Annotated in this window: 19 protein-coding genes and 3 pseudogenes; 16 read left to right on the top strand and 6 right to left on the bottom strand. The window is 37.7% G+C overall.

Annotation, left to right across the window (positions count from 1 at the left end; all coding sequences use genetic code 11):
* Nucleotides 1–133 precede the first annotated feature (133 nt).
* Nucleotides 134–970, bottom strand: coding sequence for a GlxA family transcriptional regulator (locus ACWYN3_RS19525; RefSeq protein ID WP_456222614.1), 837 nt, complete (start codon nucleotides 968–970; stop codon nucleotides 134–136).
* A gap of 413 nt (nucleotides 971–1,383) precedes the next feature.
* On the opposite strand from ACWYN3_RS19525, the gene ACWYN3_RS19530 reads away from it, so the two are divergent.
* Together ACWYN3_RS19530 and ACWYN3_RS19535 are read left to right on the top strand one after the other, a co-directional pair.
* On the top strand, nucleotides 1,384–1,536 hold the full coding sequence (locus tag ACWYN3_RS19530) for a Dabb family protein (RefSeq protein WP_456222615.1): 153 nt from the start codon (nucleotides 1,384–1,386) through the stop codon (nucleotides 1,534–1,536).
* Nucleotides 1,520–1,678 (top strand): Dabb family protein, encoded by a 159-nt coding sequence (locus ACWYN3_RS19535; protein WP_456222616.1) that lies wholly within the window; start codon nucleotides 1,520–1,522, stop codon nucleotides 1,676–1,678. The genes ACWYN3_RS19530 and ACWYN3_RS19535 overlap by 17 nt, the downstream gene beginning before the upstream one ends.
* 130 nt (nucleotides 1,679–1,808) lie before the next feature.
* On the opposite strand, the gene ACWYN3_RS19540 is transcribed toward ACWYN3_RS19535, so the two are convergent.
* The 4 genes and pseudogenes from ACWYN3_RS19540 to ACWYN3_RS19555 form a co-directional block, all read right to left on the bottom strand.
* Complete coding sequence (locus tag ACWYN3_RS19540; RefSeq protein WP_456222617.1) at nucleotides 1,809–2,192, bottom strand: VOC family protein; 384 nt, start codon at nucleotides 2,190–2,192, stop codon at nucleotides 1,809–1,811.
* A 212-nt stretch (nucleotides 2,193–2,404) separates the two neighbouring features.
* Nucleotides 2,405–3,003 (bottom strand): annotated as a pseudogene (locus tag ACWYN3_RS19545) (nitronate monooxygenase).
* A gap of 226 nt (nucleotides 3,004–3,229) precedes the next feature.
* Nucleotides 3,230–3,739 carry a DinB family protein gene (locus tag ACWYN3_RS19550; protein WP_456222618.1) on the bottom strand — a complete coding sequence of 170 codons (510 nt, stop codon included), beginning with the start codon at nucleotides 3,737–3,739 and terminating at the stop codon, nucleotides 3,230–3,232.
* Nucleotides 3,740–4,005: 266 nt separating this feature from the next.
* Nucleotides 4,006–5,034 (bottom strand): hypothetical protein, encoded by a 1,029-nt coding sequence (locus tag ACWYN3_RS19555; protein WP_456222619.1) that lies wholly within the window; start codon nucleotides 5,032–5,034, stop codon nucleotides 4,006–4,008.
* Nucleotides 5,035–5,329: 295 nt separating this feature from the next.
* Between ACWYN3_RS19555 and ACWYN3_RS19560 the strand changes: the two are divergent.
* The 14 genes and pseudogenes from ACWYN3_RS19560 to ACWYN3_RS19625 all read left to right on the top strand — a co-directional run.
* Nucleotides 5,330–5,491 (top strand): annotated as a pseudogene (locus ACWYN3_RS19560) (NADPH quinone reductase MdaB); the annotation flags it as partial.
* A gap of 35 nt (nucleotides 5,492–5,526) precedes the next feature.
* Nucleotides 5,527–5,949, top strand: a complete 423-nt coding sequence (locus ACWYN3_RS19565; protein ID WP_456222620.1) for an NAD(P)H-dependent oxidoreductase — start codon at nucleotides 5,527–5,529, stop codon at nucleotides 5,947–5,949.
* Nucleotides 5,921–6,211, top strand: a complete 291-nt coding sequence (locus tag ACWYN3_RS19570) for a putative quinol monooxygenase (protein ID WP_456222621.1) — start codon at nucleotides 5,921–5,923, stop codon at nucleotides 6,209–6,211. The genes ACWYN3_RS19565 and ACWYN3_RS19570 overlap by 29 nt, the downstream gene beginning before the upstream one ends.
* Before the next feature lie 37 nt (nucleotides 6,212–6,248).
* Complete coding sequence (locus ACWYN3_RS19575; RefSeq protein WP_456222622.1) at nucleotides 6,249–7,235, top strand: aldo/keto reductase; 987 nt, start codon at nucleotides 6,249–6,251, stop codon at nucleotides 7,233–7,235.
* Nucleotides 7,236–7,369: 134 nt separating this feature from the next.
* Nucleotides 7,370–7,543 carry a hypothetical protein gene (locus ACWYN3_RS19580; RefSeq protein ID WP_456222623.1) on the top strand — a complete coding sequence of 58 codons (174 nt, stop codon included), beginning with the start codon at nucleotides 7,370–7,372 and terminating at the stop codon, nucleotides 7,541–7,543.
* 35 nt (nucleotides 7,544–7,578) lie between these two features.
* Entirely contained in the window at nucleotides 7,579–7,743 is a 165-nt protein-coding gene (locus tag ACWYN3_RS19585; protein WP_456222624.1) for a hypothetical protein, read from the top strand.
* A gap of 52 nt (nucleotides 7,744–7,795) precedes the next feature.
* Entirely contained in the window at nucleotides 7,796–8,122 is a 327-nt protein-coding gene (locus ACWYN3_RS19590; RefSeq protein WP_456222625.1) for a hypothetical protein, read from the top strand.
* An 11-nt stretch (nucleotides 8,123–8,133) separates the two neighbouring features.
* Nucleotides 8,134–8,571, top strand: coding sequence for a DNA alkylation repair protein (locus ACWYN3_RS19595; RefSeq protein ID WP_456222626.1), 438 nt, complete (start codon nucleotides 8,134–8,136; stop codon nucleotides 8,569–8,571).
* A 149-nt stretch (nucleotides 8,572–8,720) separates the two neighbouring features.
* Nucleotides 8,721–8,888 carry a hypothetical protein gene (locus tag ACWYN3_RS19600; protein ID WP_456222627.1) on the top strand — a complete coding sequence of 56 codons (168 nt, stop codon included), beginning with the start codon at nucleotides 8,721–8,723 and terminating at the stop codon, nucleotides 8,886–8,888.
* 3 nt (nucleotides 8,889–8,891) lie between these two features.
* Nucleotides 8,892–9,101, top strand: a complete 210-nt coding sequence (locus tag ACWYN3_RS19605) for a VIT1/CCC1 transporter family protein (protein WP_456222628.1) — start codon at nucleotides 8,892–8,894, stop codon at nucleotides 9,099–9,101.
* Complete coding sequence (locus ACWYN3_RS19610) at nucleotides 9,080–9,586, top strand: VIT1/CCC1 transporter family protein (protein WP_456222629.1); 507 nt, start codon at nucleotides 9,080–9,082, stop codon at nucleotides 9,584–9,586. The genes ACWYN3_RS19605 and ACWYN3_RS19610 overlap by 22 nt, the downstream gene beginning before the upstream one ends.
* Before the next feature lie 167 nt (nucleotides 9,587–9,753).
* Nucleotides 9,754–10,788 (top strand): glycoside hydrolase family 18, encoded by a 1,035-nt coding sequence (locus ACWYN3_RS19615; protein ID WP_456222630.1) that lies wholly within the window; start codon nucleotides 9,754–9,756, stop codon nucleotides 10,786–10,788.
* A 313-nt stretch (nucleotides 10,789–11,101) separates the two neighbouring features.
* Nucleotides 11,102–11,575, top strand: a complete 474-nt coding sequence (locus tag ACWYN3_RS19620) for a DUF6266 family protein (RefSeq protein ID WP_456222631.1) — start codon at nucleotides 11,102–11,104, stop codon at nucleotides 11,573–11,575.
* The gene (locus ACWYN3_RS19625; protein WP_456222632.1) at nucleotides 11,514–11,753 is read left to right on the top strand and encodes a hypothetical protein; all 240 of its coding nucleotides are present in this window, start codon (nucleotides 11,514–11,516) and stop codon (nucleotides 11,751–11,753) included. The genes ACWYN3_RS19620 and ACWYN3_RS19625 overlap by 62 nt, the downstream gene beginning before the upstream one ends.
* A gap of 114 nt (nucleotides 11,754–11,867) precedes the next feature.
* On the opposite strand, the pseudogene ACWYN3_RS19630 reads toward ACWYN3_RS19625, so the two are convergent.
* A pseudogene (locus tag ACWYN3_RS19630) lies at nucleotides 11,868–13,582 on the bottom strand (protein-disulfide reductase DsbD family protein).
* Between the last annotated feature and the right edge of the window lie 6 nt (nucleotides 13,583–13,588).

Below are 13,588 nucleotides of genomic sequence, written 5' to 3' on the forward strand. Positions count from 1 at the left end.
TACATCAAACTCAGATCCGTAACATCAACCTGATCGCTTCTTTTAAAGAGGCAATTGAATTTTCAGGGAAGTTATTTTTCTTAAAAGCACCACGATGTGCAATGACTTTGTTCTTATTCCAGTTCATTTCAGATCAGGCTCTGGTTCCCAAATAAAATTTATCCCGGTATTCACTGGGTGTCATTCCAACTGTCTTTCTAAAAACTTTTCTAAAAGCCTTTGGATCATTATATCCTGACTTATAAATCACTTCTGTCATTTGTTCAACGGTCTGCTCTAATAATTTCTTCGCAGCCTCAATACGGGTCTGCTGTAAATACTCAATGAGCGTAATGCCAGTCACCTGTTTAAAACGGCGTACGATGTTTCTCCTGCTGGCAGGGATATCTTTTATCATTTCTTCGATAGTTCCGGTATTATGATAAGCAGTTTCTATCTTTTGCTGCGCCATCGCTACCAGGTCATCATTATGTTTCCTTGAAATCTGAAAAGTATTAAAATAAGATTGGTTATGTCTGTCCATATCAATTGCAATTGCAAATAGCTTGGCAATCTTAATAGCGATTAGATTACCACAATGTATCTGCAACAGGTGCAGCATCAAATGAAAACTGGAAGTTGCCCCGCCACTGGTATATAACCTTCCGTCCTGAGTAACAGTTTTATCAGCCTGAAGACTTACTTCAGGAAAAGCACTGGCAAATTCCGCACATGCATCTACATGTGTAGTGGCAATTTTACCATTCAGCAGTCCGGTTGCACCTAATAGAAATGCTCCGGTACAGAAGCTTGCTAATTCTGCTCCTTCTTTATATTGTTGATTTAACCAGGTAACAGCAGAATGATTTTCAGCAATAGCATGTTTGATATCTTCATTGATAAATGAAGGTATCAAAACGAGGTCTTGTTTTGAGGGACCCTGAATAGATAATGGCTGATAACCGTAGAAATATGTTCCGGGGTTACTCAACAGGCTATCATCGCTGCAAAACAGGTCAATTTGAAAGGGCGCGGGATGACCGTCCTGAATGTAAAGTTTGTTTACAGTTCAAAAAAACGTCTAGTATAGCAGCTACACTTAATAATCTATACTGATTCGTAAGGAGGAGACCAAGTTTTATCATTTGATTATCTTTTTTAACAACTAAATATACAAAAAAAAACAAACATATAGTATATGACGGCGGCATTGCCTTCGCTGAAGAGCTCGGAACGCTATGCCGTCATATACTATGTTTTTTTTTTTGCTATATCTGATTGGGGTATTAAAGAAAGATAGTCAGGCTTCATTATTTGTTGCATGGAGGTTATTATATTTGGGTTTAATTTTAGGATTGCATTAGTTTAGAATTACATTATATAAATAAAATTTAAAAAGATACTATGATAGCTCATCACGTTTTATTCTGGTTAAAAGCTGATACCACTGAAGATCAAAAAAATGCATTTAGAAAAGGTCTTCAATCTTTAGAAAAGATTGAGGTTGTGAATTCTTTTCACATTGGGGTTCCTGCTCCTATTGAACGTTCTGTGTGATACGACTTATACGTTTTCGCTGATCTTGTTTTTTGAAGACCTTGCCGGACATGATGTTTATCAGGGACATAGTTTACATGTAGCATTTTTAGATGAATTCAGAGGTTTGTTTGAAAAGGTTGTGATTTACGACGCTATTTAGAAAACTCTTTATTTTAGAGAATGATTGATTAGATGATAAGGGTTTTATTATTTAATAATCGGATATAAAAAGATTGGGGCGCACCCAATCTTTTTATATTAATAGCCACCTATACGAAGGCTACATAATACTATTCTTTTTCAAGAACAGACAGAATATTACCGGAAGGGTCTTTAAACCAGGCGATCTTCGGGCCTCCACCATGAAAAATTCCTTTTGCATCGGTCTTAAAATCTTCTTCATTATAAATGATAAATTCTACGCCACGTTTCCTTAGCTCACCCATCGCTTCTTCCAGATTTTTTACGGGAAAATTAAGGACGGTATAGGTTGCCGGGATATGGTTGGGTTTGGAATAAACAAAAACGGTTCCTCCACCGGCTATATGCAGGACTATCTGTCCCATGGTATAGGAAATCTCCAGTCCCAGTGTATTTCTGTAAAATTCTTCTGCTTTGGGGATTCCGTTAACCGAAAAGCCACTGAAGGCTTTTACTTCTTTGAACATCGTCATAAGCTTGCGTTTTTATAACATTAAATTTACACGTAATTTATTAACCTAAGTTGCAACTATTTTGTGGTTTTGCAGGGGGCCGGATCAGGCAATTTAAGGGGGCAGTTGCGACATTTTAATAAGTAGAAAAAGGTCATCAAGTGCTACCTTTTGACATCATTTAATCTACTTATTCAACTTAATGCGATATGCCAATCAAAAAACAACCCGTTTCAAGGTTGAGTAACCAGTATACTTACGATCCACCTTTTACCAGCGATAAAAAAAATATCGGAAGTTTTCCCTCTTACAGCTTTCGACGCCGATTGCCCTGCCCACATCGAAATAAAGTCTTTCTGATTGTTTTGCTGCGCTGTGATTATATCAACTCCGCTTTGCTCCAGTGCTATAGCTTCCTGTACTGAAGTTGCTGTACCAATAAGTAAACTGTTGTTTTTCTTCAAAGCAGCAACGACAGCCTGATTGAGCACCCCAAAAGTGAAGCTAACAACAGGGATTTTTTCTGCTATTAAAATATCAACCTGATCCTGATAACTATAGAACTGCATTTCTGCCGCTTTTTTAAGTTCAAAAGGAATCTGATTTGCCAAACAAAATACCTGTAAGAATTCCTGCATTTTGTTGAAATTCTGAATATTTATTTCCTTTGGTATATCATGGGCAAAAAGATTAACCGCAAAATTCTTAGTCGTATATTGTTTCGTCTCCCGAATCAGCTGTCTTGTTTTTTCAGGTGATAAACCGCCAAAGAGCCCAAACCACCTGCATTGGACACTGCAGCGGCCATCTGAAGTGTAGATACACCTAACATTGCTCCCTGAACTACTGGATACTCTATTTTTTAATCTCTTTAATAATTGATCAGTATGCATGGTAATAATCCTTTAAAAATGTGATTCTTCTAAAGGTAAAAAGAATATGGGCCCGTTTAAATTTACAGGAGAAAAATAACTGGCAATTAAAAAAGCCCTCAAAATTCAGACAATTTTGAGGGCTTTAAGTCTAAAATTTGGGAACTTGCAGAGTTAATAAGATTATTATTCTATCTCTGACAAATGCTGATAGATATTGTTTAACTGGTGCGTATGTCTTTGTGTATGATAATTTACAAAATAAACAGCTTCAACTCTTGTTAAAAATCCATAACCAGGAAGCTCAAATGTCAGACATAGTTTATCCAGCTCCATAGTCTCTATCAAATGAAGCAAACTGCTTTTTATATTTTCGAGTGTGCCCAGCTGTCTTGATTTACTATAACTGATAGGTAATGGCAAAACAAACTCAGGAGATTCCATTTTAATATCAAAGTTTAAAAAGTCTTTTCTAATCTCCGCTACCAGCTGATCTGGTTTTCTTTCTGCTTCTTTAACCGGCCCCTGCATGACTTCTATAAATCCAGAATTGGAAATGATAAGATGCTGTACAACCTGTCCGGCAGTCCAGCTCCCCTCAAATGGAATATCATTTAGCTGTTCTTCATCAAATAATGAAACCGTTTTGATCAGGTTGGTAAAAGTCTCCTCTATGTCTATCAGAATTGTTTCCATAGTCGTGTGTTTTTTGTTCAGATCTAAGATAAATGATAATACTGATAACACTGCTTGCTTAAAAAGTCAATTTCAGGGGGCAATCAGGACATATTTTTTCATTTACAGCAGATCAATCATCATTTATGGCAGATCAAAAACTGGTGATCCGCTAACTACTTTATAGTTATAAGATTTCGTCTGGAAACTTCCATTTATCTGCTGCAAACGGATTCGTAACTGATAAGGGCCATCATGATTTGTCCGGAACTCACTAAAAGGAATTGCTACATAAAAACTGTCCAGACCAACCGGGGGTTTTTAGTCCATACGGAAGTATCATAATCTTTATTAGTTCCGATATCCTGAATATTTCCGCCGGCATCATAAGTCCCCGGGTCATTATAAAAATTAAGTGAATTTACGGTAGCATTAGCAGTATATTTCCCCGATACTATAATGTTATTGTCCTGTACCTTTGCATGTATCCTGCTGATAGAAGTTACTGGTGCCATATACCAGCCAGTTTTAGTTGTCGCGCTAAAACATTGATTGTTATATAAAGTAGCACAATCGGCAAGCGTAAGAAAAGTTGGCGACTTTAAATAGCTGGTATTTCCTGCTCCCATCAAAGAAGTCCCGTTGGCAGCACAATCAGTCTTTAAACCACCATTATGCGCCAGCCCCAAACCATGTCCCAGTTCATGGAAAAGACCACCTATATAAGCCGTTTTACCAGCTTTCGCATCTTCGAACATCGTTGGATAATCAACAGCAAAACAAGAATTTCCACCTACATAGCCAAAAAAGGCCCTGCCATTCGCGTCATCATGATCTTTACACCCCATAATCATCAATAAGGTTTCACTTGTTTTCTCTGAAGGATGAGCTGCAAAATAGGCATCTACTTCTGATCTGATCACTCCGCTCTTTGCAGAAACATAATAAGCCTGATCATTTACACCCGTTATAGTCGTTATTTTTATCAGATTATTACTGTTTTTCAATAAGCCAAACGTAGTTTTTCCGTATCCGTTTTTATCCATCCATGTCCGGTAAAAATCCTGACATTGCAGCATATAAGAACTAATGCGCTGCTGATAAGCTGTATCCGGGGTACGGTCTTTCCCTATAAAATAGATCACGTTTAAGTTGTAAGGTGAATCAGAGCTATATTCAGCAGTTGAGCCTGTTTGCTGAACAACTTTATGTCCTCCTGCCTCCGGAGATTCGTTCTTTTTACATGAAATGCAACAGAACAACAGCCCGGCCATTAATAAAGCCCTGCTTATTTTTAATTTTTCAAATTGTCTCATAGTTAGTTGGTTATATGTATCTATAAAGATAAATCAACTAATTATTCAGCTATGAGGAGACTAGAAAAAAACAAGAGCGCAACCGTTTGATATTGAATTTCAAACGTTTGAAATACTGCTATTTACCTTAAAAAACAGAACAGAACCTAAGAAATAAATCTTTTAGTACAACCTTCTATCATATCATAATTATAATAGACAACCATGATTCATATTATTTTAATGAACCAAACAGAACGGTTAGTTTTGTATCAGAAATTAAAAGATCTGCAAAAAAAAAAAAAAGAAAATATTTGTGATTAACGGAGGACAAGTCTTTGGACACTCCGGAGGTCGTTTTAATAATACAATTTTCAATGCAACAATAAACTTCTTTCAAAGTCATCCTGATTTTGAAATCAGGTGTACCGATATTAACAATGATTATGACCCTGCACAGGAAGTAGAAAACTATGTCTGGGCAGATGTAGTGATCTATCATACGCCAATCTGGTGGTTTCAAGTACCAAACGGCTTAAAAAAAAATATATTGATGTTGTATTTACTGAAGGTCACCAAAAAGGTATCTATAAGAGTGACGGCCGTTCTTCCGCTAACCCAAACATCAATTATGGTACAGGTGGGTTATTACATGGTAAAAAGTACATGGTTACCAGTTCTTGGAACGCGCCGGCAACAGCTTTCACTCTACCTGGTGAGTTTTTCAATCAGCGTAGTGTAGATGATGGTGTATTATTCGGATTTCACCGGATGAATGCTTTCACTGGCATGACACCTTTAGACGGTATACATTTCCATGATGTGGAGAAGAATGCTGATATTGTAAATGATATGAAATTGTATCAGGAACATTTAACTAAAACTTTTATTAATCAGGAACAAGAAAATGAGTATCTATCTAACAGCTATAATTAAAAGTACACCAGGAAATGCTGAACAATTAAAAGCAATTTTAAAAACTTTAGTATCAGGATCAAAAAGCGAAGCTGCTTGTCTGCAATACGACTTACATCAGGTTCAGGAAGACCCTACCATGTTTATATTCCATGAAGAATGGGCAAGTCAGGAAGATTGGGAATTACATAATGTAACACCACATATCAAAAAATTTGCAGAAGAATCTGCAGCAATACTAGATGGTAAACCCATCATACATATCACTAAAAGAGTAAGCTAAACCCTTCCCCTCTTAGAGATTACAACAATAAATTATTATGGAATACAGGAAATTAGGAAATACAGAATTAAACTTATCAACGATTACTCATGGTGCTTTTGCTATTGGCGGAACAATGTGGGGAGGAAATGAAAAACAAGATTCAATAGACGCTATACATGCATCTCTGGATCATGGAGTAACCAGTATCGATACAGCACCATTTTATGGTTTCGGATTAAGTGAAGAATTAATTGGTGAAGCCATCAAAGGAAGAGACCGTTCAAAAATTCAGTTGCTAAATAAATTCGGCTTGGTATGGGATGGCAGTAATAATGGAAAAGGAGAGTTCTTTTTTGATGCAGGTGCAGACGGTAAAAGTATACCAGTTTATAAATATGCTTCTAAAGCGAATATCATTAAGGAAGTAGAAGAAGGATTGAAACGTTTAGGAACAGATTATATCGATCTTTTACAGTTACACTGGCCTGATGCGACTACGCCGGTTGACGAAACAATGGAGACACTTAATCTATTGATAGCACAAGGTAAAATCAGAGCAGCAGGTGTGAGTAACTATAGCCTTGACCAGTTAAAAGAGGCACAAAAGACTATCAGTCTTGCTTCTAACCAGGTTTCCTACAGTATGCTGAACAGAGAGATTGAAAAAGAAATCGTTCCTTATACAGTCGAAAATAATATCGGGATAATTGTATACAGCCCGCTTGAAAGAGGGTTACTTACAGGTAAATATTTCAAAGACGCCAAACTTAAATCAAACGATCACCGTAACGGTTATTTTGGTCAGTTTGATCCTGAAAAAGTAAAAACATTACTTCATACTATTGAACCAATTGCAGAAAGTAAAAATGCTACTGTTGCACAATTAGTTTTAAGATGGACTACATTACAACCAGGTATCAGTATCGTACTTGCAGGTTCAAGAAATGCTGTTCAGGCAATTGATAATGCAAAAACTATGGATATCACACTGAGCAAAGCTGAACTGGATATCCTTAACAAAGCGATTGAGCAAGTTAAATAGTTCAAAAAAGAATAAAACTGGGTTTATAAAAAGATTAGAAGCCGGCTTCAATGTTTATTAAAACATAGGAGCCGGCTTCTTTTCGTTTACCTGATTTTTCTTTATATTTAAAGAAAAAAGCTAATCTGAACCCTATGAAATCATTAAGCCTTATTTTCTCTTTCGTTCTGCTGTTATTATTTACAAATGCTGCCCATGCACAGAAAACTGACACCTATTTTGTTGGCAATTGGGACGTTCTGATCAAAGGACTTCCTAAAGGAGATACGCAGGCACTGGTAAAATTTGAACTGAAAGAGGGTAATTAACCGGAAGCATAACCGACAAAGAAGAGAAAAAGGACATGCCTTTTACGGCAGTCACCTTAAAAGATTCAACTATTGTGGTTAAATTTGATCACAGTAGTGGCGAAGTAGAAATGAATCTGTTGAAAAAGGATGATGATAATTTAACAGGTCAGATTAACAACCAGTTTGATCTTACTGGTATCAGAAAAAAAGAAAATTAGGTTATAAAACCTGCTATGTCCTCTAAAAAAAACCTGCTATGTCCCCTATTAAATGAGCTTATTAAAAGATATATATTCCGTTCCCTTTTATAATAAATTAGCAGATAATCTGATTCAGTTAAACCCCGAATTCAACAAGACACAGTTTATCAAACAAATCTATGTGGAAGATTTCCAGTTCATGGAGCTTAAACAGCGCATGCACCATACCACATTGGTCATTCATCAGTTTTTGCCAGCGGGATATCCGCAGGCAGTCGAGCATCTATTTTCTCTGATTGAAGAGCTTAGGAAGAGGACGCTGGAGAAAAACTGGCTTATATCTTTTTACCAGACTATATTGAAACCTACGGACAGGAAGATTATGAAACTTCGGTAAAAGCAATAGAATTGATTACTCAATTTATAAGTTGTGAATTTGCCGTCAGACCGTTCTTAGCTAAATATGGCGGACAAATGATGATCCGGATGGAGAAATGGTCTTTACATGAAAGCCATAAAGTACGGAGACTTGCCAGTGAAGGCAGCAGGTCAAGATTGCCATGGGCGATGGCGGTACCCGGACTAAAAAAAGATCCCTCTCCAATACTTCCCATTCTGGAAAACTTAAAGAATGATCCATCAGAATGGGTACGTAAAAGTGTAGCGAACAATTTAAATGATATTTCAAAAGATCATCCTGAAATTGTAATCGCTATTGCAAACCGCTGGAAAGGTCTGAGTAAAGAAACCGATGCAATTATTAAACATGGCTGCCGTAGTTTATTAAAACAGGGCCATGCTAAAATACTACCCATTATGGTCTGGAAAGTACCCATGTTGAGTTAAATAATTTCGAAGTACTGACACCTGAAGTAACCATCGGCGATAGTCTTGAATTTACTATAACTGTTAAAAATACGGCTCAGCGTGTACAAAAAATCCGTTTAGAATATGCTGTTTATTACAAGAGATTAAATGGGTCTTCTTCTAAAAAAGTGTTTAAAATTAGTGAACGCGATTATCAGGTAGCTGAAAGTGCAATCATCAACAGGAAACAAAGTTTTAAAATTATCACGACCAGAAAATTCTATCCCGGCTATCATCAGTTATCAATCATCCTCAATGGCAAGGAAAAAGAACCAAAGGACTTTGAATTGAAATAGAATATGGCACAAACACATCATCAGGAAAAACATTTAAAAAGCTCGGCATTCATCTCTGATATTGTGATTGGAATGAGTGATGGATTAACTGTCCCCTTTGCTTTGGCTGCCGGATTAAGTGGCGCGGTACAAAATAATGCAATCATCATTACCGCGCAGGGCTCGCAGAAATTGTTGCCGGGTGTATTGCTATGGGGCTTGGTGGATATTTAGCGGGTAAAACAGAGCAGGAACATTATCAGAGTGAAAAACTAAGAGAATATAGCGAAGTAGAAAATTTCCGTGAACAGGAAATACAGGAAGTCAAAGAGATCTTTGCCGAATATGGAATTGATGAGCAGGGCCAAACTATCCTGGCTAATCAACTGGCTAAAAACAAAACCAAATGGGTCGACTTTATGATGAAGTTTGAATTGGGTCTGGAAGAACCTGATATCAACAGAGCAAGAAATAGTGCCCTGACTATTGGTCTCGCTTATTGCGTAGGCGGACTGTTACCCCTATCTGCTTATTTTCTGACTTCAGAACCTCATCAGGGTTTATTACTTTCTGCTGTAATTACAACTTTTTGCTTATTTATTTTCGGTTATTTTAAAAGTAAAGTTACTGGCCAGCCTCCTTTAAAAGGTGCAGTCAAAGTTACTGCTATCGGCGGCCTTTTGCCGCTGCTGCTGCTGCTTTTAGCATCGCCAGGTTAATCTCTTAAACTCTTTCTCAGTTTTCCTGTTCAGATTCCCAAAAAACAGCATTAATCACAAAACACTTAATTATCAGCCTGTTGATCAAAAACAATAACTATACTAAATTGTTTTAGCTTAGAAATCTTCCTTTCAAAAAACAACCAATATAAACCTAATGATCAACTATGAAAACAAAATCTTTCATCCAACTCTACAGGGGTATTTTTATCCTTGTGATTTCAATTATTGCCTTCAGCTCGTGTAAAAAAATCACGGATGGCGGAGGCACATCAGGCGGTACGACTTCAGATCCGAATTATCTGAAAAATCTACTGGCCTATAAGAAAAGTGCACACCAGCTCTACCTGGGTTACCTGGTAGCGGATGGGAATGATCCGGCAGAAGCCTCTTCTATGTTAAATGTACCTGACAGTGTAGATATTGTTGTTGCATTTGCCGGATGGGATAAAACTGCTTCACACTGGACAACATTACAGGCCAAAGGCACAAAAATCCTGACCTGTACTTTTCCAGGAAACGATGCTTATTATGATGGATCAGCAAAAGATACCACTACCACTCAAAAGACAACTTTATCCGCAAACAGTACTTATGACCACTGGGCTAAAGCGATGTATGATAAATTTATCACAGGCATGGGATGGGACGGAATTGATGTAGACATTGAAACAGGCACTTTTGGCGGTGATGCACCAGCCAGCAATGCTAAAGCAGTATTACAGTCCGTAGCTAAATACTTTGGCCCTAATGCCCTTGCTGGTAATTTGACCAAAGCGGGTGTGAAACCAATCTTTATTTATGATACTGATGTAGATGTTGCAGGTGGAAGCCTTGGTTATAATACTATCTATACACCATTCAAAAGCAATTATACTTATGTCAATTTCCAATCTTATGTTGGAGGAAGCCGTCGCTGGAGTGGAAGTAAAACTTCTGACCTCAGTCCGCTGCTGACTGCTTTCGACAAGACTAAATTAATTGTACTGACTAACGGAGATGAATTTAAATACCCTAATGGTTCAGAAGATACTCCTGGTGGAGATGCAAAAGCAAATCAGTGGTTATGGGACATTGCGCAATGGACTAAAACTAATGGAACAGCTGGTGTAGGAACTTATCGAATGAGCAGGGACTACAACCATACTCCTACTTTTAACAGCACACGTCGTGCGATTCAAATTATGAACCCACATCAGTAGAATAACCCATTTGGTTGTATAAATGAGGAAAAGATCAAAGAAAAGGCCGGAAGAAATTCCGGCCTTTTTCATTTGTAAATCAGCACGAAAAACGGCCGAAACACATAAACCACAAGCAACTGAGAACAAGCACGTTGCCCCTGCTTTGTTCAGACATCATTCACAGTTCCTGTATAGGTTCTTCAAAGCTCATTTGATTTCTATCAAACAACATTTGAACTTGTTGTAAATTATTTTTCTAAAATAAACTTCAAACGACACTTATTATTATTATTTTAACTATATTAGTAACAGCAACCAACCAGATATAATTATGGCAATCTTACAGGAAGGCACCGTATTAGCAGGTATCAGAGGAAAAATCGGAAACATTGTAATTTATCAATGGAAGAATAAGGTATGCGCCCGTTCTAAACCAAAAAAAGGCCGTAAGAAAGCAGTGAGAAGTGTCAAACAGCAAGCTCAGTCCAATAAAATGAAGGTATTGAGTCCTTTTTTAAACCCCATTTCCGAGTTTCTTCAAATAGGTTTTAAGCAAATAGTAGCAGATCAGGATATCTCTGCCAACAATGCTGCTAAGTCTGTCAACATGAAAAATGCCATTAAAGGAGAGTTTCCGGAGCAGGAGATCAACTGGGATACTATATTGGTTGCAGACGGAGAACTGGTTAAACCCGAAAACGTGGTGGTCACGCTATCAGAAAACACCTTTAATTTCGTATGGGATGAAGATCAAACAGGCATGGGGTCTCCAAACGACCCGCGCCATTATTCTTTTATACGATAAAACTTTCGGGAATGTACATGCCAATTATAGTGGCGCGCGCAGAGACGAATTAAAAGATACTTTCCGCCTTAATCCTCTTTATAGTAAAGAGCGGACTTATGAAGTGTTTATAGCCTTTAAAGATGTAATGAGTGATCACGTTTCCAAAAGTGTGTATTGCGGAAGATTCATCAATTAGTTTTTAAAAAAAGGGCCGGAATAAATTCCGGCCGCGACCGGTTTGAATCACCTGTCTTTTTAACTTAACTTAACCTAGTTCTACCTAATGGCATCCACCATAATGATAAAATTCTTATTTATGGTAAGCTTCCAGACCGCTTTTTAAAAATGTCAGGTAATGCGACACTTCGTAATCTGCGCCTTGTGGCTCCACTAATGGTTGTTCTGTTTTTGGATCAAGCAGAACATAAAATGGCTGAGAATTAGCTTGAAATTTAGTCGCTTGTAAGGCACTCCATTTCTTACCGATTGTATATTTAAAACCTTCCCCTTTGAGTCGGTTATGATATCTTTTTCTGCTAATTCTGTTTTATCATCTACATATAACTGTATTAAAACATAGTTTTCACTGATCAGCTTATACACTTCTTTATCAGGCCATACATTTGCTTCCATCTTTCTGCAATTCACACAGGCGTGTCCGGTAAAATCAATCAGTATTGGTTTATTTACCTGCTTTGCATAAGCAATACCTTCATCGTAATCAAAGAAAGCATCAAGATTTAAAGGAGCATGGAAAATCTCCGCATATTTATGTATTCCGGATGATGGTTTTGTACTCGTTCCACCATTTTGACCACCAGATAAAGTTGGGGTATATAAATCGAAGTCCTGTGTTTGTTGCGGAGGCAGAAAAGCAGAAACCGATTTTAGTGGTGCTCCCCATAATCCAGGGATCATATAAATCGTAAATGCCAGTACGATAATTGCCATTAATAATCTCGGAACGGCTATATACTTTACCTCACTATCATGTGCAAATTTCAGCTTACCTAAAAGGTACAATCCCATCAGGCCAAAAATCACAATCCATAAGACCAGAAAAATCTCTCTGTCGAACCATTCCCAGTGATAGGCCAGATCTACGTTACTCAAAAACTTTAAGGCAAAAGCAAGCTCCAGAAAACCCAGTACTACTTTTACGCTATTCAGCCAGCCTCCGGATCTAGGGAGCGCATTTAAAGCAGATGGAAATAGCGCAAACAAGGCAAATGGTATTGCCAGCGCAAAAGAGAAACCGAACATGCCTATAGCAGGGCCTAATAAAGCTCCACTAGTAGCAGCCTGTACGAGTAACGTTCCTATAATTGGCCCGGTACAGGAGAAAGAAACCAGGGCAAGTGTACCAGCCATAAAGAAAAGCCCCGCAATCCCCCCTTTATCGGAGTTTGCATCCATTTTGTTTACCCATGATGAAGGCAATGTGATCTCAAAAGCTCCTAGAAAAGAAATTCCAAAGGCCACCAGGAGCAGAAAAAAAAAAAACAACATATTAAAGATACCATTGGTGGATAGGCTATTTAATGCGTCAGCTCCGAATATAATAGTGACCAGCAGACCAAGAACAACATAAATAAGGATGATAAAAAATCCATACAGCGCTGCTCTTCCAAATGCTTTTCCTTTTTCAGATCCTTTGGTAAAGAAACTTACGGTTAGCGGAAGCATAGGAAAAATACATGGCATGAGTAAAGCAGCGAGCCCACCTACAAAACCAGCAATAAAAACACCCCATAAAGATTGTTGAACTGCAACTGGTTTTGAAGCAATCACAGCTGTTTTTACGTTACCCTCTGATTTATTATTCTCTACCTCTGACGAGCCCTTTACTTCTGCTGATTTAGCTCCATTTTCCGGTACATCACTAATAGTTGTAAATTCAAGGCCTGCTGTAGAAGTAGTATCTGCTGTTTGTACTGCATAAGCATGATTTTTTGGCGTAGCCAGTAGTATGAATATTCCGAAAATGAAAATGAATATCCTAAGGCTTAATTTAAGTCTTTCCATGAGATC

The organism is Pedobacter sp. NJ-S-72, from assembly GCF_053890575.1.

Bases quoted from the DNA above. Each gene is read 5' to 3' on its own strand.
- ACWYN3_RS19625 (WP_456222632.1), top strand. From the start codon at position 11,514: ATGAAGATCAAACAGGCATGGGGTCTCCAAACGACCCGCGCCATTATT.
- ACWYN3_RS19605 (WP_456222628.1), top strand. From the start codon at position 8,892: ATGGCACAAACACATCATCAGGAAAAACATTTAAAAAGCTCGGCATTC.
- ACWYN3_RS19570 (WP_456222621.1), top strand. From the start codon at position 5,921: ATGAGTATCTATCTAACAGCTATAATTAAAAGTACACCAGGAAATGCT.
- ACWYN3_RS19585 (WP_456222624.1), top strand. From the start codon at position 7,579: ATGCCTTTTACGGCAGTCACCTTAAAAGATTCAACTATTGTGGTTAAA.
- ACWYN3_RS19610 (WP_456222629.1), top strand. From the start codon at position 9,080: ATGGGGCTTGGTGGATATTTAGCGGGTAAAACAGAGCAGGAACATTAT.
- ACWYN3_RS19575 (WP_456222622.1), top strand. From the start codon at position 6,249: ATGGAATACAGGAAATTAGGAAATACAGAATTAAACTTATCAACGATT.
- ACWYN3_RS19555 (WP_456222619.1), bottom strand. From the start codon at position 5,034: ATGAGACAATTTGAAAAATTAAAAATAAGCAGGGCTTTATTAATGGCC.
- ACWYN3_RS19540 (WP_456222617.1), bottom strand. From the start codon at position 2,192: ATGACGATGTTCAAAGAAGTAAAAGCCTTCAGTGGCTTTTCGGTTAAC.
- ACWYN3_RS19530 (WP_456222615.1), top strand. From the start codon at position 1,384: ATGATAGCTCATCACGTTTTATTCTGGTTAAAAGCTGATACCACTGAA.
- ACWYN3_RS19580 (WP_456222623.1), top strand. From the start codon at position 7,370: ATGAAATCATTAAGCCTTATTTTCTCTTTCGTTCTGCTGTTATTATTT.
- ACWYN3_RS19550 (WP_456222618.1), bottom strand. From the start codon at position 3,739: ATGGAAACAATTCTGATAGACATAGAGGAGACTTTTACCAACCTGATC.
- ACWYN3_RS19590 (WP_456222625.1), top strand. From the start codon at position 7,796: ATGAGCTTATTAAAAGATATATATTCCGTTCCCTTTTATAATAAATTA.
- ACWYN3_RS19615 (WP_456222630.1), top strand. From the start codon at position 9,754: ATGAAAACAAAATCTTTCATCCAACTCTACAGGGGTATTTTTATCCTT.
- ACWYN3_RS19620 (WP_456222631.1), top strand. From the start codon at position 11,102: ATGGCAATCTTACAGGAAGGCACCGTATTAGCAGGTATCAGAGGAAAA.